At 64.6% G+C, this 22716-nt stretch carries 19 protein-coding genes and 1 tRNA gene; 16 read left to right on the top strand and 4 right to left on the bottom strand.

Annotation, left to right across the window (positions count from 1 at the left end; translation table 11 throughout):
* The 4 genes from K8M09_RS07775 to K8M09_RS07790 all read left to right on the top strand — a co-directional run bounded on the left by K8M09_RS07775 (position 1) and on the right by K8M09_RS07790 (position 3527).
* A complete protein-coding gene (locus K8M09_RS07775) occupies positions 1-306 on the top strand; it encodes a DUF2849 domain-containing protein (protein ID WP_160784184.1) in 306 nt (101 codons plus the stop codon).
* Between the two features lie 10 nt (positions 307-316).
* A complete protein-coding gene (locus tag K8M09_RS07780) occupies positions 317-1990 on the top strand; it encodes a nitrite/sulfite reductase (RefSeq protein ID WP_160784185.1) in 1674 nt (557 codons plus the stop codon).
* Between the two features lie 11 nt (positions 1991-2001).
* Positions 2002-2493 carry a DUF934 domain-containing protein gene (locus tag K8M09_RS07785; protein WP_160784186.1) on the top strand — a complete coding sequence of 164 codons (492 nt, stop codon included), beginning with the start codon at positions 2002-2004 and terminating at the stop codon, positions 2491-2493.
* Positions 2494-2714: 221 nt separating this feature from the next.
* Positions 2715-3527 carry a ferredoxin--NADP reductase gene (locus tag K8M09_RS07790; RefSeq protein ID WP_160784187.1) on the top strand — a complete coding sequence of 271 codons (813 nt, stop codon included), beginning with the start codon at positions 2715-2717 and terminating at the stop codon, positions 3525-3527.
* A 49-nt stretch (positions 3528-3576) separates the two neighbouring features.
* Here K8M09_RS07790 and K8M09_RS07795 read toward each other — a convergent pair whose 3' ends face one another.
* Positions 3577-4197, bottom strand: a complete 621-nt coding sequence (locus K8M09_RS07795; RefSeq protein WP_160784188.1) for a GntR family transcriptional regulator — start codon at positions 4195-4197, stop codon at positions 3577-3579.
* Positions 4198-4527: 330 nt separating this feature from the next.
* Here K8M09_RS07795 and K8M09_RS07800 point away from each other — a divergent pair, with 330 nt between their 5' ends.
* The 5 genes from K8M09_RS07800 (at position 4528) to K8M09_RS07820 (ending at position 13104) form a co-directional block, all read left to right on the top strand.
* A complete protein-coding gene (locus tag K8M09_RS07800) occupies positions 4528-5787 on the top strand; it encodes a ferredoxin reductase family protein (protein ID WP_160784189.1) in 1260 nt (419 codons plus the stop codon).
* A gap of 47 nt (positions 5788-5834) precedes the next feature.
* Positions 5835-9035, top strand: a complete 3201-nt coding sequence (locus K8M09_RS07805; protein ID WP_160784190.1) for a c-type cytochrome — start codon at positions 5835-5837, stop codon at positions 9033-9035.
* A gap of 129 nt (positions 9036-9164) precedes the next feature.
* Positions 9165-10049: an OmpA family protein gene (locus tag K8M09_RS07810; RefSeq protein ID WP_160784191.1), complete on the top strand. Its 885-nt coding sequence runs from the start codon at positions 9165-9167 to the stop codon at positions 10047-10049.
* On the top strand, positions 10046-11596 hold the full coding sequence (locus K8M09_RS07815; protein ID WP_160784192.1) for a caspase family protein: 1551 nt from the start codon (positions 10046-10048) through the stop codon (positions 11594-11596). The genes K8M09_RS07810 and K8M09_RS07815 overlap by 4 nt, the downstream gene beginning before the upstream one ends.
* Positions 11596-13104: a caspase family protein gene (locus K8M09_RS07820; protein ID WP_160784193.1), complete on the top strand. Its 1509-nt coding sequence runs from the start codon at positions 11596-11598 to the stop codon at positions 13102-13104. Before K8M09_RS07815 ends, K8M09_RS07820 begins: the two co-directional genes overlap by 1 nt.
* A gap of 20 nt (positions 13105-13124) precedes the next feature.
* Here the strand turns inward: K8M09_RS07820 and K8M09_RS07825 are convergent, their stop codons facing one another.
* Positions 13125-13802 carry a MepB family protein gene (locus K8M09_RS07825; protein WP_206366634.1) on the bottom strand — a complete coding sequence of 226 codons (678 nt, stop codon included), beginning with the start codon at positions 13800-13802 and terminating at the stop codon, positions 13125-13127.
* A gap of 47 nt (positions 13803-13849) precedes the next feature.
* A tRNA-Lys gene (locus K8M09_RS07830) sits at positions 13850-13925 on the bottom strand.
* Positions 13926-14156: 231 nt separating this feature from the next.
* Between K8M09_RS07830 and K8M09_RS07835 the strand changes: the two genes are divergently transcribed.
* Both K8M09_RS07835 and K8M09_RS07840 read left to right on the top strand, forming a co-directional pair.
* Complete coding sequence (locus K8M09_RS07835) at positions 14157-14906, top strand: cytochrome c biogenesis CcdA family protein (RefSeq protein ID WP_160784194.1); 750 nt, start codon at positions 14157-14159, stop codon at positions 14904-14906.
* Between the two features lie 42 nt (positions 14907-14948).
* Positions 14949-15911, top strand: coding sequence for an AEC family transporter (locus K8M09_RS07840; protein WP_160784195.1), 963 nt, complete (start codon positions 14949-14951; stop codon positions 15909-15911).
* Here the strand turns inward: K8M09_RS07840 and K8M09_RS07845 are convergent.
* Positions 15879-17087, bottom strand: coding sequence for a UbiH/UbiF family hydroxylase (locus K8M09_RS07845; protein ID WP_160784196.1), 1209 nt, complete (start codon positions 17085-17087; stop codon positions 15879-15881). The two genes, K8M09_RS07840 and K8M09_RS07845, sit on opposite strands and share 33 nt — an antisense overlap.
* A 248-nt stretch (positions 17088-17335) precedes the next feature.
* Here K8M09_RS07845 and pcsA point away from each other — a divergent pair, with 248 nt between their 5' ends.
* The 5 genes from pcsA to K8M09_RS07870 all read left to right on the top strand — a co-directional run bounded on the left by pcsA (position 17336) and on the right by K8M09_RS07870 (position 22689).
* A complete protein-coding gene (gene pcsA, locus K8M09_RS07850; RefSeq protein ID WP_160784197.1) occupies positions 17336-18061 on the top strand; it encodes a phosphatidylcholine synthase in 726 nt (241 codons plus the stop codon).
* 18 nt (positions 18062-18079) lie between these two features.
* On the top strand, positions 18080-19051 hold the full coding sequence (locus tag K8M09_RS07855) for a quinone oxidoreductase family protein (protein ID WP_160784198.1): 972 nt from the start codon (positions 18080-18082) through the stop codon (positions 19049-19051).
* A gap of 80 nt (positions 19052-19131) precedes the next feature.
* A complete protein-coding gene (locus tag K8M09_RS07860) occupies positions 19132-20685 on the top strand; it encodes an ABC transporter ATP-binding protein (RefSeq protein ID WP_160784199.1) in 1554 nt (517 codons plus the stop codon).
* Positions 20675-21769, top strand: coding sequence for an ABC transporter permease (locus K8M09_RS07865; RefSeq protein ID WP_160784200.1), 1095 nt, complete (start codon positions 20675-20677; stop codon positions 21767-21769). The genes K8M09_RS07860 and K8M09_RS07865 overlap by 11 nt, the downstream gene beginning before the upstream one ends.
* Positions 21769-22689, top strand: a complete 921-nt coding sequence (locus K8M09_RS07870; RefSeq protein ID WP_160784201.1) for an ABC transporter permease — start codon at positions 21769-21771, stop codon at positions 22687-22689. The genes K8M09_RS07865 and K8M09_RS07870 overlap by 1 nt, the downstream gene beginning before the upstream one ends.
* The last annotated feature ends 27 nt before the right edge of the window (positions 22690-22716 follow it).

Raw genomic sequence — 22716 nt, forward strand, 5'->3', positions numbered from 1 at the left:
ATGGCCGACAAGGTTCTGACAGCCAACCGCCTTTCCGACGGCATTTCCGTCTGGCTGGATGCCGCCGGCATCTGGAACGAATCGCTCCAGGCCGCCTTCGTCGCGCGCCACAAGGAGGCCGTCGATGCGCTGGAAGCCACCGGCAAGCAGGCTTTCGCCGACAACAAGGTGGTTGACGTCAACGTGGTCGATGTGGAGGAGGTCGACGGCGTGCTGCGTCCGCTTCGCATGCGCGAGCGCATCCGCGCGCTCGGCCCGACCATTGCCTATGCCGCCGGCTATGCCGGCCTGACCGCGACGGCCTAAAGGATTTCGCATGTACCGTTACGACGAATTCGACCACGCCTTTGTCTCCGGCCGCGTTGAGCAGTTCCGCGACCAGGTTGCCCGCCGTCTTTCCGGCGAACTGGCGGAGGATGCCTTCAAGCCGCTGCGCCTGATGAACGGCGTCTATCTCCAGCTTCACGCCTATATGCTGCGCGTCGCCATTCCCTACGGCACGCTGAATTCGCGCCAGATGCGCATGCTGGCCCATATCGCCCGCAAATACGACCGCGGCTACGGCCATTTCACCACGCGCCAGAACATCCAGTACAACTGGCCGAAGCTCTCCGAGCTGCCCGATGCGCTGGCCGAGCTTGCGACGGTCGAGATGCACGCGCTCCAGACCTCCGGCAACTGCATTCGCAACGTGACGGCCGACCACTTCGCCGGCGCTGCAGCCGACGAGGTCGCCGATCCGCGCCCCTATGCGGAAATCCTGCGCCAGTGGTCTTCCGTCCACCCGGAATTCTCCTTCCTGCCGCGCAAGTTCAAGATCGCCGTCACCGGCGCGGAGCGCGACCGTGCGGCCATCCAGGTGCATGACGTCGGCCTGCACCTGAAGAAGAACGAGAAGGGCGAGATCGGCTTTGCCGTCTATGTGGGCGGCGGGCAGGGCCGCACGCCGATGATCGCCAAGAAGATCCGCGATTTCCTGCCGGAAGAGGACCTCCTGTCCTACACGACCGCGATCATGCGCGTGTACAACCTGCACGGCCGCCGCGACAACAAGTACAAGGCGCGCATCAAGATCCTCGTTCACGAGACGGGCGCGGAAGAGCTGGCGCGGCAGGTGGAGGTGGAGTTCGCCGAACTCCGACACACCGAGCTGAAGCTGCCGGAGCAGGACGTCGCCGCCATCTCCGCCTATTTCGCGCCGCCGGAACTGGCGCCCCGCGCGGAAGGCTGGGCGAGCCTTGCCGAGTGGAGGAAGGCCGATGCGGACTTCGCCCGCTGGGTGCATCAGAACGTGCAGCCGCACAAGCATCCCGACTACGGCATGGTGACGATCTCGCTGAAGCCCATCGGCGGCATTCCGGGCGATGCGTCCGACGCGCAGATGGAAGCCGTCGCCGATATCGCCGAGGAATATGCCTTCGACGAAATCCGCGTCAGCCACGAGCAGAACCTGATCCTGCCGCATGTCGCGCTCGCCGACCTGGAGCCGATCTATCGCGGCCTCGTCGCGGCGGGCCTTGCGACGGCCAATGCCGGCCTCATCACCGATATCATCGCCTGTCCAGGGCTGGACTATTGCGCGCTGGCGAATGCCCGCTCGATCCCGGTCGCGCAGGAGATTTCCACGCGCTTTGGCGCGCCGGAGCGGCAGGCCGAGATCGGCGAGCTGAAGATCAAGATTTCCGGCTGCATCAACGCCTGCGGCCACCACCATGTCGGCCATATCGGCCTTCTGGGCGTGGAGAAGAAGGGCGAGGAGCTGTACCAGATCACGCTCGGCGGCTCGGGCGACGAGAACACGTCGATCGGCGAGATCATCGGCCGCGGTTTCGAGCCGGAGAAGGTGACGGACGCCATCGAGGTGATCGTCAATACCTATCTCGGCCTTCGCCTCGATCCGTCCGAAATCTTCCTCGACGCCTATCGCCGCGTCGGACCGCAGCCCTTCAAGGATGCGCTCTACGGCGACAAGACGGCGGAAGCGGCCTGAGGAGAATGGTCATGACGAAAATCTGGAACGAATCCGGCTTCCTGGCCGACGACCCGTGGATCATCGAGACCGAAGAGGTTCAGGCCGGCTCGAACGAGAAGGCCATCCTCGGCCTCGACGCCTTTCTTGCGAAGACGGACGAAACGGGCCTCGGCGTGCTGATCAACCCGGCCGACGACGTGCGCAGGCTGGAGGGTCATCTCGACCGGCTGGCGCTGGTGGCGGTCGCCTTCCCGGCCTTCAATGACGGCCGGGCCTTCAGCCATGCCTCGCTGCTGCGCGCGCGGCTCGGCTTTGCGGGCGAGGTGAGGGCGGTCGGCGACGTGCTGATCGACCAGATCCCGCTGATGCTGCGCTGTGGCGTCGACAGCTTTGCCGTGAGCAATGCGACGGCGCTGAAGCGGCTTGCGGAAAACCGCCTGCCGGGCATCGACAACCACTACCAGCCGACGGCGCGTCCCTCACAGGATGTCGGCTCCTATAGCTGGCGGCGGCGGGCCTGATTTCAGGCCCGTTTGCGGTTCCGGCCGGCGAATGGCCGCAATCGCGGTGTAGTCTTGAGCAAGATCAAGGACAACGCCCGCGCTCTGCGCGAAAAGAAACGAGCGGCAAACTATTGCGCGGCCAATCGGCGCATTGGAACGGGATACCTTCCTTTGCCGCTCAACATGTAATATCTGCCTATCGTCAAGTTTTCCCGACGCAAGCCAGGATCGATCCCGAAATGAACGCACCTGCCAAGACCGAAGAATTCGTTCCCGCCATCCCCGCCGGCGTTTTTGCCGAGACGGTGACGAGCGTGCAGCACTATACGGATCGCCTGTTCCGCTTCCGCATGACGCGCCCGGAAAGCTTCCGCTTCCGCTCGGGTGAATTCGCGATGATCGGCCTGATGGTCGGCGACAAGCCGGTCTACCGCGCCTATTCCATCGCCAGCCCCTCCTGGGACGAGGAACTGGAATTCTTCTCGATCAAGGTGCCGGACGGCCCGCTGACCTCGCATCTCCAGCAGATCAAGGTGGGCGACACGGTGCTGATGCGCAAGAAGCCGACCGGCACGCTCGTGCTCGATGCGCTGACGCCCGGCAAGCGGCTCTACATGTTCTCCACCGGCACCGGCATCGCGCCTTTCGCGAGCCTCATCCGCGATCCGGAGACCTATGAGAAGTTCGACGAGGTCATCCTGACCCATACCTGCCGCGAGGTCGCCGAGCTGCAATACGGCTTCGATCTCATGGAGGAAATCCGCAATCACGAATTCCTGTCGGAAGTCGTCGGCAACAAGCTGCGCCACTATGCGACCGTGACCCGCGAGGACTTCCCGTTCCAGGGCCGTATCACCGACCTCATCACCAACGGCAAGATGTTCGCAGATCTCGGCGTGCCGCATTTCGACCCGGCGGTCGACCGCGGCATGATCTGCGGTTCCGCGGCCATGCTGAAGGAAACCAAGGCGCTGCTGGAACAGGCCGGCCTCACCGAGGGCGCCAACAGCAAGCCCGGCGAATTCGTCATCGAGCGCGCTTTCGTCGACTGAGCGGACGGATATTTTTTTGAAAAGGGCGCCTCCGGGCGCCTTTTTTGTGTCAGTCGGACAGGTGGTCCAGCAGATCCGTCATCGCGGATGCGGCGGCGGGGCCGTCGCCGTTGCCGATGGCGCGGATGACCTTCACGTGCAGGTCCACCGAGCGATCCATGTGCCGGTGATCGGCGCGTGCGAACCAGAGACGGCGCGAATGCGTCTGGAGCGGCGCGAGGGCCGCCGTCAGGAAACGGTTGGGGCAGGCCTCTTCCATGATCTCGTCGAAGGTCTTGTCGGCCGCAAGAAACCCTTCCATGTCGGACTGGATCGAGCAGGCGGTCATGGTCTGTGCGCAGGCGATGAGGCGGTCGCGGTGATCGTTGGCGGCATGGCGGGCGACGAGGTCGGCCGCAAGCGGCTCGAGTTGCCGGCGCGTTGCCATGACCTCGGCGTGATCGTCGGGGCGGATCGCGGCGATCTGCAATCCGGCGCGCGGGCGCACGGCGATCAATCCCTGCCATTCCAGCTTCTGGATCGCCTCGCGCACCGGCGTCCGGCCATGGCTGGCAAGCTCGATGAGCTGCTTTTCCGTGACCAGTGAGCCGGGCTTCAGCTTGAGCGTGACGATGAGGCCTTCGAGGGCGAGATAGGCGAGGTGAGCTTGCGACGCCGCGGTTTCCGTCATTCCGGTATCCTGATTGATATATCACATGGTTGCATGTCGCAAAACGGATGGCAAGTCATCTGATATATCAGTGATGGAGTGCGTGTGCTGCGCTGAGATTGACAGGGGCGCAGCGCATGCCCCGGGCGAGGTGCGATGCCGGTGCATTTCCGTGTCCATCGTTTCCTTGCCGCGCAGCGCCTTCCGGGCGTTTTCCCCACCCCTCGGGAAAGACCCGAATAAAGCCGAGGGCCGGTCCGTCGATAGGAGGATTGCGGTTGACGAATGTCATGGGCCTTGCCAGCATGCCCGCCACGTCGAACCGTTCAGTTGCATTTGTGGGGGCATGGATTGACTGCGGGTTCAATCATCGCGACGCTTCTGATCGTCTTCGCCGGCCTGCTGGCCGTGCCGGCCGTCAGCCACACCAATGCCGGCACCACTTTCTCGCTGATGGCCTCCTCCATGGCCTTCGTCGCCATGGGAATCGCGCAGTTCATGGCGACGCGCCCGCCCTTCATCGAACGGCTCTTCGGCGGGCTGGACCGTATCTACCAGTTCCACCGCAAGATCGGCATCGCGGTGCTCTGTCTTATCCTCGCGCATTATTTCGTCACGCCGGACTTCCAGGGACTGTCGCTGACGGGCGATCTCAACAGGCTTGCCAAGACGGCGGGCGAATGGGCCTTCTACGGCTTCGTCTTCCTGCTCGTCCTCAGCCTCCTGAAGGGCATCCCGAGGACGCGCTTCCAGATTCCCTACCAATACTGGCGCTTCACGCACCGCTTCATCGGCCTGCTGTTCGTCATGGTCGCCTTCCACCAGATGTTCATCAAGCGTCCCTATGACGGCACCGCGCTGCTCGCCACCTATCTCAACATCTTCGCCCTCATCGGCACCGTCAGCTATGCCTATACGCAGCTCTTGCCATGGCTGCGCACGCGAAAATACGAGGTGGTGCATGTCGAGCGTCATGACGGCGCGACGATCATCACGGCGCGGCCGACGGGCCGCAAGCTGCGGGCATTGCCCGGCCAGTTCGGCTTCTTCCGGGTGAACAAGTCCGGCCTTCGCGAGCCGCATCCCTTCACCATCGCCGGCATCGAGGATGACGGCACCGTCCGTTTCGCCATCAAGCCGCTCGGCGATTATACGAAGGCCCTGCGCGAAACGGTAGCTGTCGGGGACGGGCTGACGCTGGAGGGCGGCTACGGCCACTTTAACCACAGGCGCGGCGGCAAGAAGCAGATATGGCTTGCCGGCGGCATCGGCGTCACGCCGTTCCTCGCCATGGCGGGCCGTCTCAAGGGCGACGAGGGGCAGGATATCCACATGGTCTATTGCGTGCGCGACGGGGCCGAGGCCATCGGTCTGGATACGTTCAGGGCGCAGGCCGAAAAGCTCGGCAATTTCAGCTTCGTCCTGCACAATTCGGCGACGGACGGCCGTCTCGACGCCGCCCGTCTGGTCGCCGGCACCAGCATGAATCCCGCCGAGGCCGACCTCTGGTTCTGCGGCCCGCCGCCGTTGCGGATGGCCATCGAAAAGGGGTTGAGGGATTTGGGCAAGACGCCCCGGCGCGTCGAGTTCGAGCGTTTCGAATTTCGGTAGGATAATTTCGGCCGGTCCGTCGGCCTCATGAAGCGAGGGAACACGCCATGCGCCTGTTCAGCACATCAATCGTCCGGCTTGGCGCTGCGCTCGGCCTTGCTGCCGCGATCTTCTGTCCGGCGGGAGCCTCCGCCGTCGACCAGTTCGCGCCGGATGCCTATGGCGCGTATCAGGCGAATGCCGAGAACGGCAAGATCCTGTTCGGTGCGGCCGGCTGCGGCGCGTGCCACGGTTCGGGCGACAATACCGAGCTTCTTTCCGGCGGCATGGAGATGCAGACGGCGATCGGCAAGTTCTTCGCGCCGAACATCTCCGCCCATCCGAACGGCATCGGCGGCTGGTCGAATGCGGATTTCCTGAACGCCGTGATGGTGGGGCTGAAGAAGGACGGGGACAACCTCTATCCGGTCATGCCCTACACTTCCTACGGCGGCATGAAGCCGGAGGACGTGCTGGACATCAAGGCCTATATCGAGACGCTGCCGCAATCCGACGCCGCCTCGAAGGAACACGAGATCGCCTTCCCCTTCAGCCGCCAGACGACGATCACGCTCTGGAAGCGCAGCCACTTCACCGTGCCGGCCTACCAGCCACGCGAAGCGACGCAGATGGAGCGCGGCCGCTATCTGGTGGAGAATGTCGGCGGCTGCGGCGATTGCCACACGCCGCGCACCACGACCTACGGTCTCGACCTTGCCCGCGCCTATGAGGGCGAGAAGGGCCTGACCGGCGCCGTCGCGCCCGATATCACCAAGGCGCGCATGAGCGGCCTTGCCTCGCACGAGGTCTTCACAAAGGGCCTCATCGCGGAGGGCAACAAGCTGTCCGGGTCGCCGCTGTCCGATCCGGTCATGCGCCGCATCGCGCATGGCCTGTCCACGTTGTCCGATGAGGACAAGCAGGCCATGTACGCCTTCCTTGCCGACCGCGAGGTGAAGGTGACCCCCGTCGAGACCAGCGCCACGCCGGTCTGCAGCGAGGCGACCTCCGAAACGGCGCTCGGCGCGGGTGGGGCAAGCACGGAATTCGCCTCGGCGGCCGATGCCTTCATCGGCAAATACTGCCGCAACTGCCACGGTCCGGGCGAAAGCTCGCAAGGGTCCTTCCCCTCGGGCGACCTTGCCTCGATTGCCGCCAATCCGGCTTTCGTGACGCCGGGCGACGCTTCCAAGTCGCTGCTCTATACCAGCGTCACCAGCGGCCGCATGCCGCTCGGCAAGCGCCCGGACGATGCCGAGGTGCAGAGCCTCGCCAACTGGATCAATTCGCTGAACCAGTCCGCCATCCCGACCGCCGTGTCGGCGACGCAGGTCAAGCGCGCGCGCCCGATGCTGAAATATCTCGACTTCGTCGAGCTGGCGCTGCGCGATATCTCAAAGGTCAGCGCGCACGACCAGCCCTTCATGCGCTATTTCAGCTATCGCGACCAGTATAACGGCATGATGAGCTGCGAAACGCACGAGACCTTCCTGAAGCGCATGAAGGTTCTGGCGGGCGGCTTCAAGAAGCTGCTGAATTCCCTGTCCTACGGCCCGGAACTGGTGTTTCCCGAGGAGGTCGAAGGCTCGGACGGCCTGCTCGTGCGCATCGATATGCGCGACCTCGAATGGAGCCAGGACGACTACGATTTCCTGATCAACGAATATGTCTATGGCGTCGATCCGGAAAGCGATGCGCAGCTCCATGCGCTGGCAAAGGCGACGCAGACGCAGCTTCCGATCATGCGTGTCGACTGGTTCATGAGCAATGGCGCGCGGCCCAAGGTCTACAACCGCCTGATGAAGCTGCCGACCAATATCATCGAGCTGGAACAGCGCTTCGGGGTGAATGTCGAGGACAACATCGTGCGTCGCCGCATCGTGCGCGCCGGCTTCGCCGACGGCTCGTCCGGTGTGTCCGACCACAATCGCATGCTGGAGCGCCACGACATGCCCTTCGGCGGCTATTACTGGAAGTCCTACGACTTTGCCGGCGATGTCGGCCGCCAGGTGTTGAAGCGCTTCCCGGCGGGGCCGCACGGCGTTCCGCTGCCGGCGGGCCTCGAACCCTTCGAGCATGACGGCGGCGAAATGATCTTCTCGCTGCCGAACGGCCTGCAGGGCTATTACCTGTCGACCAACAAGGGCGACCAGCTCGACGTCGGCCCGACCTCGATCGTGTCCTTCCGCAAGCGGCCGATCGGCAAGGGCGTGGAGATCGTCAACGCGCGGTCCTGCTTCGACTGCCATTTCGACGGCATCCTGTCGAAGCGCGACCAGCTCCGCGAACATATCGAGACCTCGACGCTGTTCTCCAAGGACCAGCAGGACGAGCTGCTCGCCGTCTATGTGCCGCAGGAAAAGCTGAACGAGGTCTACAAGCGCGATACCGACCGCTTCGTCGCCGCGCTCGACCGCCTCGGCATCACGGAAACCACGGCCGGCGGCGGCAAGACCGGCCTGAAGGCGCCGGGCGGCGCGGAGATATTCACCTACTTCGCCGACAAGTACGAAGACCAGTTGGACTTCGAGCAGCTTGCCTCCGAGTTCGACATGACGCCGGAGGAATTCACCTCGGATATCCGCCGCATCGCCGACGTTAATGCCCTGCGCATCGGTCTCGACTGGGTGGCGACGCTCGAAGCCGGCGCAACGATCCCGCGCGTGGAACTGGAAGAGCAATACGCTTTCATGCTGGAGCCGCTTCGCCAGCTCAGGCCGCTGAAGCACGGCGTCAATCCGGACATGCCGGCCGAGACCGGGCAGCAGGTGGCGGGTGGCGATCAGGCGAGCGCGGCCTATGTCGTGCCGGCCTACAAGCAGGACGACAAGGCGCAGGCCGAGAAGGTGAAGCTCGCCCTGCATGTCTCCTCGACCCGCGCGAAGGTCGGGGACCGCCTGAGCTTCGAGCTGAGCACGAACCATGCCTGCGAACTCCAGGTCGTCTATGTGGAGGATACCGGCAATGTCGAGATCATCCCGGATGTGATGATCGGCAGCACCACGCTGGAGCCGGGCGAGCGCCGCATGATCCCGCAGCCCGGAACCGGCAACCTGACCTTCGATTCGCCGTCGCCCGGCGAAACCATGATCGCCGTCTGCAAGGCCGGCGGCCTCGGTGACCGCAAGCTGACCGTGGACAGGGCGAGACAGCTCGTCGCCGGCTCGAAGCAGCCGACGACACGTGGGCTTGCCATCAATCTCGCCAAGCAGGCGGAGGAAGATCACGGGGCGAGCGGCCTGCAGATGGTGACGTTCGAAATCCGGTGATAAGAACGGCAGGGGCCTTGCGGCCCCTGCCATTTTTCGAGGGCTATGAGGGCAGGGCCGACAATGCTGATGCGATCCCTTCGTCGTGAGGCAGTTCCAGATGCAAGGCCGCGCGGCGCCTTTGCCGGAATGGCCGTCGCCGCGACACTCTTTCTTCTGGCTGGCGCTGCGCCGGCAACCGCCGCCTGCGAGGCCTTCACCGGCGTCGTCGAGGCGTTCAATGCGGGCGACGAGGCGAAGGCTCGCGCCTTTGCCGCGGCGGCGGGCACCGCCAATTGCCGCGCCGGCGAGCGCACGCTGATCGGCCGCATCGCATCGCTGACGGTCTTCAACCGCATCACCACGGCTGTCGGAAACGGGGAGAAGCTCTCCGACCATCAGGCGCTGCTGGAGGAGCTTCAGACGCAATATGGCGGCCCGTGGCAGGTCCTCGACGCGCTCGGCGACCTCGCACGCGACCGCAAGGACTACGAACAGGCCGCGCGCCTCTACCAGCTCGCGCTGGAAGACAGCGCGAACGAGACGCTGACGCCGGACTGGATGGCGCCCGATGCGCAATACATCCTGCGTCTCGACAGGCTGGCGAGCGAGATGCGTCTTGCCGCGCCGCGCCCCGTGCAGCTCGCCATGCGCGGCGGCTGCAAGATTTCCTTCCGCGGCGTGAAGATAAAGAAGAAATCGACGCCGGTGCGCTATGTCTTCGGAACTGCGGATTTCACGCCGGAGGGCGAGGAGGCCGCAAAAGACCTTGCCGAATGCCTTAAGGCCGTCAAGCCCGCCTCGATCCGGCTCATCGGCCACACCGATTCCATCGGTTCGACCGAGGCGAACTACACGCTTTCGCTGGCGCGTGCCGAAACGCTGAAGGCCTATCTTTCCAGCGTCGGCTACGCGGGCGCAATCGCGACCGAGGGCAGGGGCGAGGACCAGCCCTTCAAGCCGGACGACGCCAGCGCCTACGACACGGAGATGCTGAACCAGCTCAACCGCCGGGTGGAGGTGGATGTGGAATGATACGGACGCTGCCCCGCCTCCTGGCGCTTTCCCTCGCCATCGCTCTTCCCGGGCCGGCTCTTGCGGCGCAGACCTATGCGCTGGTGGTGGGCGCAGACAAGTATCCCAACGATGTGAGCCTCGACGGCGCCGTGCGCGATGCCGAGGACGTCTACAGGGCGATGAGCGCCGCGGGGTTCACGGTCGTCAAGTTCACCGATGCCGAGGCGCGCAAGGACGTTATCCGCAAGGCCTGGACCGACATGGTTGCGACGGCGGCGGCGGGCGATACGATCATCTTTACCTATGCCGGCCATGGCGCGCAGATGCCCGAGCTTGTCGCCGGCGACGAGGCGGATGGGTTGGACGAATTCCTCCAGCTTCCGGGCTTCGACCGCAATCGTTATGAGGAAACGTCGAACGAGATCATCGTCGACAACGAGATGAATGCCTGGTTCGCCGAGGCGGAAGGCAAGGGTGTGCATGTGCTCTTCGTCTCCGATAGCTGCTTTTCCGGCGGCATGAGCCGATCCGTGACGGGCAAGAGCCGTCTTGCGCCCGCCGTGAAGGTCAAGCTCGCGCCGCCCTCGCAGGAGGCGATCGACGGGGCGAGCTTCAAGGAGATCGATTTCAAGCAGGTGACCGTGCTCGCCGCCTCGCTGGAAAGCCAACCGACCCCGGAGGTCATCATCGACGGCGAGCCGCGCGGCGCGCTGAGCTGGAGCTTCGCCCGCGCCGTGGAGGGCAGCGCCGACCGCGACGGTAACGGCCTCATCACGCGCATCGAGCTTGAGGACTACATCTTCTCGAACGTGAAGAACCGTTCGGAGGCCCTGCAGGTGCCGAACTTCATGCCGCAGGTGGCGCGTTCGGAAAGCGAGGTCGTGGTGACACTGACCCGCGGCCTGCCGGCCGGAACCGCAAGCGACACGGCCGCAGCCGACCGGATCGTGAAGCCGGCCGGCGAACTCGGCTGGACCGGCAAGATCGCCCTGCGGATCGATGGCGACGCGGCAAGGCCGGACAGGGCCGATGGCGCCGGCACGCCCTTCCGCTGGGATGTGGCAAGCGGCGTCTTCTACACGCCCAACGGCGATGTCGCGGCGGAAAATGTCGGGCCGGACCGTATCCAGGCGGTGGTGGACAAGTTCGTCCTGCTCGATTTCCTCAAGGCCGTGGCGAGCCAGAATCCCGGCTCCGTCTCCCTGACGCCGGTAAAGGATATCTATGCCGCCGGCACGCGCCTGCGCTTCGATGCGCCGCCCGGCCGCTATCCGAACATGCTGGTCTTCAACCTCGCCAATACCGGCGAGGTGCAGTTCCTCGACATGCAGGCAGCCGGCAGCGGCGCGTCGCAGTTCAAGCTGACGGATGTCGAGGTCGTCAAACCTTTCGGCGCCGACCATCTCGTCACCATCTGGACCGCCGAGCCGGTCGATGCCATCGGCGCGGTTCTCGCCGACCCCAACGTGACCGCCGCCGCCCTGCTGCAGGCGCTGACGACGCGCCTCGACGGCAAGGCGGCGAGTGTCGCCATCCAGCCTCTCTACACGCGGGAGACGCTCTGATGATCCGCTGCGCCGCCGTCCTGCTTTCGCTTCTGCTGTTTTCCGGCGCGAATGCGGCCGACCGCGCGCTGCTGATCGGTATCGGCACCTATGCCACCCTGCCGGAGAAGCTGTTCCTCGAAGGCCCGAAGAACGACGTGCCGCTGATCGAGAAGCTGCTCAGGGAAAAGCAGGGCTATGCGGCCGATTCGATCCGCATCCTGCGCGACAAGGATGCGAGCCGCGCCGCGATCCTTGCCAGCATCGACGAATGGCTGGTGGCCGGCACGCAGCCGGGCGACCGTGTCTATCTCTACTTTTCCGGCCACGGCCTCCAGGTTAAGGATCAGGACGGCGACGAGGAGGACGGGCTGGACGAGGCGCTGTCGACCTATGATATCGAAGCCGGCGACGGTGACTGGACGAATGTGATCCTCGACGACGAGATCGACGCGATGCTCGCGAAGCTCAAGGATCGCGCCGTGTCCATCGTCATCGATGCCTGCCATTCCGGCACGATCTCGCGGTCCCTTTCCGCACAGGTGGGGGACGTGATGGAAAGCGCGCGTTTCCTGCCGCGCCCCCGCGCAAAGCCGGTGGACGAGTTGAAGACGCGCGGCCTGCGCATCGATCAGGCCATCGTCGATAAACCCGCTGTCGTAAAGCAGGGCGGTGTCGAGGCGTGGAGCGCGGCGTCCTCCTATCAGGTCGCCTGGGACGATACGCGCCTGCCGCCGGAGGAACGCCACGGCGTCTTCACGCTCTCCTATGTCGACGGCCACGAGACCGCCGCATCCGACAGCAACGGCAACGGCATCGTTTCGAATGCCGAACTGCTCGACTATGTGATGAAGCAGTCGCAAGCCTATTGCGCCGCGCAGGACCAGTGCCAGGGCCTCGATCCACAACTCGAGGTCAACCATGCGCTGCTCGGCGCCAGCGCCGTGATCCCGGCCACCGAGACCGGCCAGCAGACGCCGGACTACGGCAAGGTCGAGCAGGTGAAGGTCGAGAATACCACGCAGACCGCCTATGTCGCGGCCGATCCGGTCGATGCCGTCGGTGATATCCTCGGCAAGGCGCAGACCGGCGACGTCACGGTTGCGCTTTCCTCCGACCGCCTGAAGAACGGCGATACATTCCGCATCACGGTGACGAGCGCCACCGGCGGAAATCTCGTCCTCTACGACGTGGACAGGAACGGCAAGGCGACGCAGATATTCCCCAACGAAACGGCGCAGAAGATCACCCGCCTTGCCGCAAACACCCCGATCACCATCCCCGACGACTATTACGGTTTCGATTTCGAGGCGGAAGGCCCGAGTGAGAACGTCCTGGTAGCCATCGTCGTCGCCGACGATGTGGACCTCACCAAAATCGCTCCGAGCGACTACGGCCTCACCAAGGAACTCGACGCCCGCACCACCATTGCCGAGATTGCCGGCGCCCTGAACGGGACCTGGACGCGCGACACCGAGAACCGCAGCGTGAACTGGTCGCTCGGCCTCCTGAAATACACGGTCTATTGAGAGCCTGAATCGGGCGTGCCTCAGGCCTGAAAGAGCATCCTTACCTGCTCGGGGGATTCGGCCGTCCCGTCCGCCGCAAGGGGAAGAAAGCATCGAACCTGCCATTGCTGCGTTCGTATCGCGTCCTTCGCCGTCGGCTTGCACCAGGGCGGATAGACGCGAATGGCCCGCTTCCCGCCCTTGCCGCCGCGCGACATGACACCCTTTTCAAGCAGAACCTTCCGATTGAAGATAAACTGTCCACAATGTTCGGCATCCGAGACGCTGACCACGACGAATGCCACATCGTCCGCGCTATCCAGCGGTGTAATCTCGCTCTGCGGCGTCGACCGCTTCCAGATCGTCACGAACTGCCCGACCTTGGTCGGCGTCGTCCTTGCGATACGGAAGACGACGGCATGACCGTCGAGACCGAAGCGGCAGGCCCCGTATTCCGCACTCTCGGCCTCGCGCTGGGCCGGGTGGGTCAGGTTCATTCCTGCGCATTCATAGACATTCCGGATAATGTCGTTCAGCAGGTCGAGGGTGGAATCTGGCATGTGCTTGCTTGGGTTATGGGGCCTGTGGGATGCATCTGCGCGCGGCCATACCTGCCAGTGAATCGGCCCCTCGTAAATTGAGATCGCCCATTCAATCAGGCGGGAAGAGAGCCGCGCGTGGAACTTCTTGGAACTCTTTGGAACTAAAATCAGTTCCATCTAAAGAGCGCCGCAGCCCGGAAACATCTGAAAAATATGGGGGTCGGTGGTGAGCGCGCAGGGATTCGAACCCTGGACCTACTGATTAAAAGTCAGTTGCTCTACCGGCTGAGCTACGCGCTCCCAGGCGGTGCGAAGGACGCCCCGCGGAAGTGCGCGGAACATAGGCAGGAGGGTTTGCCGGGTCAACCCAGAAAATGGGGCGAAAAACAGCTTTTGCTGCATTTCGCCGCGTTCTCCAAAAGGTGATTGGCAGGAGCGGTCCGCGGCGGCTATCTGAGAGCGCAAACGGAGGCGCGGGCGGGTTGTCGAACAGCCGCAACTGCGTTCCTCCGGCCCTTTCGGAGTGGTCCCTTGTCGATTGCCGATATTTCCCTTTTGAGCGCGCTTCTTGCCGGGGCGCTGTCGTTCCTTTCGCCCTGCGTGCTGCCGCTCGTGCCGCCCTATCTGTGTTATATGGCGGGCATTTCGGTGGATCAGTTCCGTGGGAACGAGGCGGTGGCGGTGCGGCGCGATACGCGCGGCGCGGTGCTTCTGGCGGCGTTCTTCTTCACGCTCGGCTTCGCCACGGTCTTCATTGCGCTCGGTGCGGGCGCCTCGACGATCGGCATGGTGCTGCGCCGGCATCTCGATATCCTCGCGCAGATCGGCGGCGTCATCATCATCCTGATGGGCCTGCATTTCCTCGGCGTGCTGCGTATCGGCCTCTTTGCCCGCGAGGCGCGTTTCCAGGGCGGCGGCAAGCCGGCGACGGCCTCGGGCGCCTATCTGATGGGCCTCGCCTTCGCCTTCGGCTGGACGCCGTGCATCGGGCCGGTGCTCGGCGCGATTCTCGGCGTGGCGGCGGCACGCGAGACCGTGGGCGACGGGGCGATCCTGCTTGCCGTCTACTCGCTGGGTCTGGCCGTTCCGTTCTGGATCGCGGCGGGCTTTTCGGGGGCCTTCATGCGCTTCCTCGTGCGCTTCCGCCGCCATCTCGGCACGGTGGAGAAGGTGATGGGCGTGCTCCTGATCCTCACCGGCCTTGCCTTCATCTTCGGATATATCAGCGCTGTCGCCATCTGGTTCCAGCAAACGTTTCCCATCCTCTCGCAAATCGGCTAGTCGGAAGTATCAGCCTCAGCGAGCGGGAGCAGGCCTCGGCCCATGGCGGACATTATCGGACTCGTGCTGCCGTTCTTCGGCATGATCCTGCTCGGTTACGTGGTCGCGCGGATCACGAAGCAGCCGGTGGAAGCGCTCGGCTGGCTCAACACCTTCATCATCTACATCGCGCTGCCGGCGCTCTTCTTCAAGCTGGTGGCCAAGACGCCGGTCGAGCAACTGACGCGCGTCGATTTCATCCTCGCCAATATCAGCGCCACCTACCTGATCTTCGGGCTGATCTTCGCCACCGGCCTCTGGCTGCGCCGCGCCACGGTCGGCGAGGCGACGATCCAAGGTCTGGCGGCCGCCTATGGCAATATCGGCTATATGGGGCCGGGGCTGGCGCTGCTGGCCTTCGGCGAGCCGGCGGCGGTGCCGGTCGCGCTCGTCTTCTGCTTCGAGAACATGCTGCATTTCACGGTCGCTCCGGCCCTGATGGCGCTTGCGGGCGGCGAAAAGCAGCCGCCGCTCAGGATTGCCGGCGGCGTGCTGCACAAGATCGTCACGCATCCCTTCATCATCGCGACGGCGGCGGGTTTCGCCGCGGCTTTTGCCGGCTTCGAGCCGCCGGCGCCGCTGCAACGGCTGATCGACTATCTCGCGCAGGCCGCCGCGCCCTGCGCGCTCTTCGCCATGGGCGTGACGCTTGCGCTGCGGCCGCTGAAGCGGGTGCCGGTGGAGATCGGCTATATCGTTCCGGCGAAGCTGCTGCTGCTGCCGGTCACCATGTATCTCGTGCTGGGATTGGCCGGTAATTTCGATCCGGTCTGGGTGTTCACGGCCGTGCTGCTCGCCGCCCTGCCGACGGCGACGAACGTTTTCGTCATCGGCCAGCAATATGGCGTGTGGCAGGAGCGCGCGTCGGCGACCATCCTCATCACGACGGTGCTGTCCGTCGCGACGGTGACGATCCTGCTCTATCTCATCAAGTCAGGCCTGCTTCCGGGCGATCCGTTCCCGTAGGCCGTTGCGAAAAGCCTTCAGCGAGCCGAGCGGCTCGATGCCCTCGCGCATGACGATGCTACGCAGCGGCCCGAGGGCTGAGAGGAGGTGCAGGCCGGCGGACCGCAGGAACTGCACGGGCAGGAAATCCGACAGTAGCGAGCGGTTCAGGAGATCGACGCTGAGGGTGCGCGAGCGGATATCGGCCTGGCGCTTGCGGTCGAAGCGTTCGCCGATATCGGCAAAGTCTGCCGGCGCGCGATCCGCCACAAGCTCCCGCAGCGCCATGATATCGCGCAGGCTCAGGTTGAGGCCCTGCGCCCCGATCGGCGGAAAGGCATGCGCGGCCTCGCCAACGAGCGCGATGCGCCCCTTGCCGAATCGCTCCGCCGTCATGCCGGAAAGCGGGAAGCTCTGCACGCCGCCCTCGACGGAAACCGAGCCGAGCATCGATTGCATGCGCTCCTCCACGGCCCGGCTGATCTCCGCCAGCGGCAGCATGCGCAGCCGCGCCGCTTCCTGCGGCGGCAGCACCCAGACGAGGCTGGAGCGGCGGCCGGGCAGGGGAACCTGCGTGAAGGGGCCGCTTTCCGTGTGGAATTCCGTGGACACATTGCCGTGCGGCCGTTCGTGCGAGAAGTTGAGCACCAGCGCGGCCTGCGGATAGGACCATGCCTTGATGCCGATGGCGGCGCTCTCGCGGATCTTCGACTTGCGGCCATCGGCCCCGATCACAAGGCTGGCCATGACGCGCTCGCCATTGTCGAGCACCAGTTCCACGCCGGTCTCGAAGGCATTGGCGGTCGTCACGCCGCTCTCCACGCGAATAATGGCGCCGGTCGCGGCGATGCGCGCATCCAGAACATCAAGGAACGGCGCGTTCGGGATGTTGTAGCCGAAGGCGGCAAGGCCGACTTCGCTGGAGCGGAAGGCAACCGGCGGGGCGCGCAGGAGCCGCGCCGTGCCGTCAAGGATCTGCATGGTCTCGAGTGCGGCGGCGTGGCGGGCGATCTCGCCCCACAGGCCGAGCGTGCCGAGGAAGGCGATGGACTGGTCCATGAGCGCCGTCGTGCGCCCGTCCGCGGCGCGGGCGGGCGGGGCGATGAGCGCGACGCTGCGCCCCGAATCGGCAAGCGCAAGCGCGGCGAGATTGCCGGCAAGGCCGGCGCCGACGACGGCGATATCGAATTGTCTCATGACCGGCCTCCGAGGCGGAAAGCGTTACCCACAGATTTGCGGTGCTTGTACTGCGCCAAGACTAGGCCCGCAAAGGGGCAATTTCCATGGGATGAATCCGCGCAGGCCGAAGAACCGGCCGGCGGACGGGCGATTTTCTCTGGCGGCGTCGGACAATCAATGCATATTACCGGCAGTAACCGCACAAGAGGACAGGTTCGGCGGCGCGCGGCCGGGCAAAAGCCCCAAGGGATGGACAGCGAACGGCAATGAAGTTTTTCCATTACAAGCGCGTGCCTTACGCGGAAATACGCGCCTTTTCCGTTCATATCCTGACGGCGTCCGGCTCGTTCCTCGCCTTTCTCGGCGTCGTGGCCGCGGCCGAGCACCGTTTCGTGGACATGTTCTGGTGGCTTGGCCTTGCGCTGCTCGTCGATGGCATCGACGGACCGATCGCCCGCAAGGTGCGTGTGAAGGAAGTGCTGCCCAACTGGTCCGGCGACACGCTGGACAATGTCATCGACTACGTGACCTACGTGCTCCTGCCGGCCTTCGCGCTCTACCAGAGCGGCATGATCGGCGAGCCGTGGTCCTTCGTGGCTGCCGGCGCCATCGTGGTGTCCAGCGCCATCTACTATGCCGACATGGGCATGAAGACGGACGAGTATTTCTTCTCCGGCTTCCCGGTCGTCTGGAACATGGTGGTGTTCACGCTCTTCATCATCAAGGCGAGCGAATTGACGGCGTCGATCATCGTCTTCGTCTCCGTCTTCCTCACCTTCATGCCGATCAACTTCCTGCATCCGGTACGCGTCGAGCGCCTGCGGTCGGTGAACCTTGCCATCTTCTTCCTCTGGGCCGGCCTCAGCGGCTATGCGCTCCTGCTGCACTTCGATACGCCGGCCTGGGTCGTCTGGGGCGTCGTGGCGACGGGGGTCTATCTCTATGTCATCGGCGCGGTGCTGCAGGCCTTTCCCGCCCTCGGCCGGCGCTAGAACAATCGGGAGCATGACATGACCAAGGCGATCGTCATCCGCAGTCTCGGCGGGCCGGAGGTGCTGAAGCTCGAGGACGTGCCGCTCGGCGCGCCGGGGCCGGGCGAAGTGCAGATCAGGCAGGCGGCGGTCGGCCTCAACTTCATCGACGTCTATTTCCGCACGGGCCTCTACAAGACGGATCTGCCCTTCGTTCCGGGCAAGGAAGGCGCCGGCACGGTCACCGCGCTCGGCGAAGGCGTCACGGATTTCGCGATCGGCGATCGTGTTGCCTATGCCTCGGCGGACGGCGCCTATGCGGCGGAACGGAACGTCGCGACGAAACATCTGGTGAAGGTGCCGGACGGCATTTCGCTCGAGACGGCGGCGGCCATGATGCTGAAGGGCATGACGGCGCAATACCTGCTGCTCCAGACCTACAAGGTAAAGCCGGGCAGCGTGATCCTGTTCCATGCCGCGGCCGGCGGCGTCGGCCTGATCGCCGGCCAATGGGCCAAGGCGCTCGGCGCGACGGTGATCGGCACGGCCGGCTCGCAGGCGAAGATCGATCTCGCGCTGGCTCATGGCTACGATCACGTCATCGACTACGGCAAGGAAGATTTCGCCGAACGGGTGCGTGAACTGACGAACGGCGCGGGCGTCGACGTGGTCTACGATTCCGTTGGCAAGGATACGTTTCCCCGGTCGCTGGACTGCCTGAAGCCGCGTGGCCTCTTCGTCAGCTTCGGCAATTCCTCGGGGCCGGTCGACGCCTTCAACATGGGCCTGCTCGCGCAGAAGGGGTCGCTCTTCGCCACGCGCCCCACGCTCTTTGCCTATATCGCGACGCGCGCGGAACTCGATGCATGTGCAAACTCGCTCTTTGATGTTGTGCAAGGCAACAAAGTGCGTATCAATATTAATCAGACTTATCCGTTGGCCGAAGCGGGGCGGGCGCACACGGATTTGGAAACAAGAAAAACGAGCGGAACGACATTGCTCATCCCCTGACAAGGACCCGAACGGGCGCTGGGGAATGGGATCGCAGGGGAAGAGGGGGCAGAGTGTCAGCCGTTGGAGCATCCGAGGGCATGGGCAGTCCGTTATTGGCTGTTCGCAGCCTGACAAAGCTATTTGGTTCGTTTGCCGCCTGCAACGGCATCGACCTGGCCATACAGCCCGGTGAAATCCATGCCCTTCTGGGCGAGAACGGGGCTGGCAAATCCACCCTCGTGAAGATGCTTTTCGGCGTGCTCGCGCCGACGAGCGGTGAGATCGTGTGGAAAGGCGAGTCCGTCCGCATCCCGAGCCCCGGCGCGGCGCGCCGCTTCGGCATCGGCATGGTCTTCCAGCATTTCTCGCTTTTCGAGGCGCTGACAGTCGCGGAAAACATCGCGCTCTCGCTCAGCCCCGGCATTTCGCTGTCGAAAGTCGCCGAGGAAGCCTCTCGCCTGTCGCATCTCTACGGGCTGCCGCTCGATCCGAACGCGCATGTCGCCGACCTTTCGGTGGGCGAGCGCCAGCGCATCGAGATCGTGCGCGCGCTGCTGCAGAACCCGGAACTGATCATCCTCGACGAGCCGACCTCGGTGCTGACGCCGCAGGAGGCGGACCGGCTGTTCGAGACGCTCGACAAGCTCAAGGCCGAGGGCCGCTCGGTCCTCTATATCAGCCATCGTCTGGAAGAGGTGCAGCGCATCTGCGACCGCGCCACGGTTCTGCGTCACGGCAAGGTCACCGGCGCGTGCGATCCGCGCAAGGAAACGCCGGCCTCGCTCGCCCGCATGATGGTCGGCAGCGACGTCGCCTCGGTCAGCGCGGCCGGCACGAACGCCAAGGGCAATGTTCTGCTGGAGGCGCGCCATCTCAGCGTGCCGGCGAGGACGCCCTTTGCTGTCGCGCTCAAGAATGTCTGCCTCAAGGTCCGTGGCGGCGAAGTCCTCGCCATCGCCGGTGTCGCCGGCAACGGGCAGGGCGAGCTTTTCGATGCGCTTTCCGGCGAATATCCGGTGGCGGATGCTTCCGCCGTCTTCATCCGGGAAAAAGCGGCCGGCAATCTCGGCATCACCGCCCGCCGCCTGATGGGTGCGGGTTTCGTGCCGGAGGAGCGCCATGGCCACGCGGCCGTTCCGGGCCTGCCGCTCTCCGACAATCTCGTGCTGGCGCGCAGCCAGTCCGACCGCAAGACGTTCCTTGCCGGCGGCATCCTCGGCATCATCCGTCATGCCGTCGTGCGCATCGCCTCGCGTCGCATCTCGGAAACCATGGATGTGCGCAAGAGCGGGGAGGACCCGGCGGCAGGCTCGCTTTCCGGCGGCAATCTGCAAAAGTATATCGTCGGCCGCGAGCTGGACCGCCAGCCGGCGGTGCTGATCGTCAACCAGCCGACCTGGGGCGTCGATGCGGGCGCAGCAAGCCGCATCCGTCAGGCGCTGGTCGATCTCGCCAAAGCAGGTTCCGCCGTGCTGGTGATTAGCCAGGATCTCGACGAGATTTTCGAGGTGGCGACGAAAATCGCCGTCATTAGCGAGGGACGGCTGTCCGACGCCTATCCGGCCCATGAACTGACGCGTGAAAAGATCGGTCTCCTGATGGGCGGCATGTACGGCAAGACGGAAGGCGAAGGGGCGGCCCATGCGCATTGAACTCGAAAAACGCCCCAATCCGTCCCGGCTTTTCTCCATTCTCTCGCCGTTCCTGGCGCTTGGCCTGACAGTCGTTGCCGGCGGCATCATGTTCGCGCTGCTCGGCAAGAGCCCGGGGTCGGCGCTCTACAGCTTCTTCATCGAGCCGCTGCTCGATGTCTGGTCGCTGCACGAGATCGCCATCAAGGCCGCGCCGCTGATCCTGATCGGCGTCGGCCTTTCCGTCTGCTACCGCTCGAACAACTGGAACATCGGTGCGGAGGGCCAGTTCATCGCGGGCGCCATTGCCGGCGCCATCGTGCCGGTGGTCTTCCATGAATGGCATTCGCCGCTCGTCCTGCCGCTGATGCTGGTCTTCGGCATGATCGGCGGCGCGCTCTATGCCGCCATCCCCGCCTTCCTCAAGGCGCATATGAACACCAACGAGATACTGACGAGCCTGATGCTGGTCTATATCGCCCAGCTCTTCCTCGACTGGCTGGTGCGCGGCCCCTGGCGCAGCCCGGATGCCTATAACTTCCCTGTGACGCGCGACTTCGCGCCGGAAGCGATCCTGCCGGAACTCGTCTCCTCCGGCAGGGCCAATCTCGGCTTCGCCTTCGCCATCATCGCCGCTATCGTACTCTGGATCATGATGCGCTATACGCTGAAGGGCTTCGAGATCACCGTGCTCGGCCAGTCGGAGCGGGCAGGGCGCTTTGCCGGCTTCTCCTCCAGACGCATGATCTGGTTCTCCATGCTGCTCTCCGGCGCGCTCGCCGGCCTTGCCGGCATTTCCGAAGTCAGCGGCACCATCGGCAAGCTGCAACCGATCATCTCGCCCGGCTACGGCTTCACCGCCATCATCGTCGCCTTCCTCGGCCGCCTCAATCCGCTCAGCATCGTCGCGGCGGGCCTCTTCCTCGCGCTTACCTATGTCGGCGGCGAGGCGGTGCAACTGACGCTCAGCGTCTCCGACAAGGTCACGCGCGTCTTCCAGGGGCTGCTGCTCTTCTTCGTGCTCTCCTGCGACACGCTCATTCTGTACAAAATCCGGCTGGTCTTCTCGCGCCTCGGCCGCGGCAACGAGGGGGGAGCGCACTGATGGGCATGATCGAGGCAATCCTTCTCACCGTGATCACGGCAGCCACGCCGCTGGTGCTCGCCTCCGTCGGCGAGCTCGTCACCGAGCGCACCGGCGTGCTCAATCTCGGCGTGGAGGGCATGATGGTGATGGGGGCGGCCATCGCCTTCGCCGCCACGCAGGTCACAGGCTCGCCCTATATCGGCATCCTCGCCGGCATCGCCGGCGGCGCGCTGTTCTCGCTGCTCTTCGGCTTCCTGACGCTGACGCTCGTCGCCAATCAGGTGGCGACCGGCCTTGCCTTGACCATTCTCGGCCTCGGCGTTTCGGGCCAGATCGGCGAACCCTATGTCGGCATGTCCGGCGCAAGGCTCGAGCCGATCACGATCCCGCTTCTGGCCGATATTCCCTTCATCGGCCCGCTGCTCTTCAAGCAGGACATCATCTTCTACATTTCGATCGCGCTGGTGATCGGCGTGAACTGGTTCCTGTTCAAGAGCCGCGCGGGCCTGAAGATCCGCGCCATCGGCGACAACCACGCCTCCGCCCATGCGCTCGGCATCCATGTCATCCGCACGCGCTATCTCGCCGTGATGTTCGGCGGGGCCTGCGCGGGCCTTGCCGGCGCGCAGCTTTCGCTGGTCTACACGCCGCAATGGGTGGAAAACATGTCGGCGGGGCGCGGCTGGATCGCGCTGGCGCTGGTGGTCTTCGCTTCCTGGCGGCCCTGGCGCGTGCTGCTCGGCGGTTATCTCTTCGGCGCGGTGTCGATCAGCCAGCTTCACGCACAGGCCTTCGGTATCGGCATCCCCTCGCAGTTCCTGTCGGCGCTCCCCTACGCCGCCACGATCATCGTGCTCATCCTGATCTCGCACAATCGACGTATGACGCTGATCAACACACCCGCCTCTCTCGGCAAGCCGTTCGTTCCCGACCGGTGAGAAAGACGGAAAACGACCACTCCAACC

It is taken from the genome of Shinella zoogloeoides (genome assembly GCF_020883495.1).
Taxonomy (GTDB): Bacteria; Pseudomonadota; Alphaproteobacteria; order Rhizobiales; family Rhizobiaceae; genus Shinella; species Shinella zoogloeoides.

Excerpts from the sequence above, each read along its gene's own strand:
- K8M09_RS07775 (WP_160784184.1), top strand. The coding sequence starts at position 1 with ATGGCCGACAAGGTTCTGACAGCCAACCGCCTTTCCGACGGCATTTCC.
- K8M09_RS07780 (WP_160784185.1), top strand. The coding sequence starts at position 317 with ATGTACCGTTACGACGAATTCGACCACGCCTTTGTCTCCGGCCGCGTT.
- K8M09_RS07785 (WP_160784186.1), top strand. The coding sequence starts at position 2,002 with ATGACGAAAATCTGGAACGAATCCGGCTTCCTGGCCGACGACCCGTGG.
- K8M09_RS07790 (WP_160784187.1), top strand. The coding sequence starts at position 2,715 with ATGAACGCACCTGCCAAGACCGAAGAATTCGTTCCCGCCATCCCCGCC.
- K8M09_RS07795 (WP_160784188.1), bottom strand. The coding sequence starts at position 4,197 with ATGACGGAAACCGCGGCGTCGCAAGCTCACCTCGCCTATCTCGCCCTC.
- K8M09_RS07805 (WP_160784190.1), top strand. The coding sequence starts at position 5,835 with ATGCGCCTGTTCAGCACATCAATCGTCCGGCTTGGCGCTGCGCTCGGC.
- K8M09_RS07810 (WP_160784191.1), top strand. The coding sequence starts at position 9,165 with ATGGCCGTCGCCGCGACACTCTTTCTTCTGGCTGGCGCTGCGCCGGCA.
- K8M09_RS07815 (WP_160784192.1), top strand. The coding sequence starts at position 10,046 with ATGATACGGACGCTGCCCCGCCTCCTGGCGCTTTCCCTCGCCATCGCT.
- K8M09_RS07820 (WP_160784193.1), top strand. The coding sequence starts at position 11,596 with ATGATCCGCTGCGCCGCCGTCCTGCTTTCGCTTCTGCTGTTTTCCGGC.
- K8M09_RS07825 (WP_206366634.1), bottom strand. The coding sequence starts at position 13,802 with ATGGAACTGATTTTAGTTCCAAAGAGTTCCAAGAAGTTCCACGCGCGG.
- K8M09_RS07840 (WP_160784195.1), top strand. The coding sequence starts at position 14,949 with ATGGCGGACATTATCGGACTCGTGCTGCCGTTCTTCGGCATGATCCTG.
- K8M09_RS07845 (WP_160784196.1), bottom strand. The coding sequence starts at position 17,087 with ATGAGACAATTCGATATCGCCGTCGTCGGCGCCGGCCTTGCCGGCAAT.
- pcsA (WP_160784197.1), top strand. The coding sequence starts at position 17,336 with ATGAAGTTTTTCCATTACAAGCGCGTGCCTTACGCGGAAATACGCGCC.
- K8M09_RS07855 (WP_160784198.1), top strand. The coding sequence starts at position 18,080 with ATGACCAAGGCGATCGTCATCCGCAGTCTCGGCGGGCCGGAGGTGCTG.
- K8M09_RS07860 (WP_160784199.1), top strand. The coding sequence starts at position 19,132 with ATGGGCAGTCCGTTATTGGCTGTTCGCAGCCTGACAAAGCTATTTGGT.
- K8M09_RS07865 (WP_160784200.1), top strand. The coding sequence starts at position 20,675 with ATGCGCATTGAACTCGAAAAACGCCCCAATCCGTCCCGGCTTTTCTCC.
- K8M09_RS07870 (WP_160784201.1), top strand. The coding sequence starts at position 21,769 with ATGGGCATGATCGAGGCAATCCTTCTCACCGTGATCACGGCAGCCACG.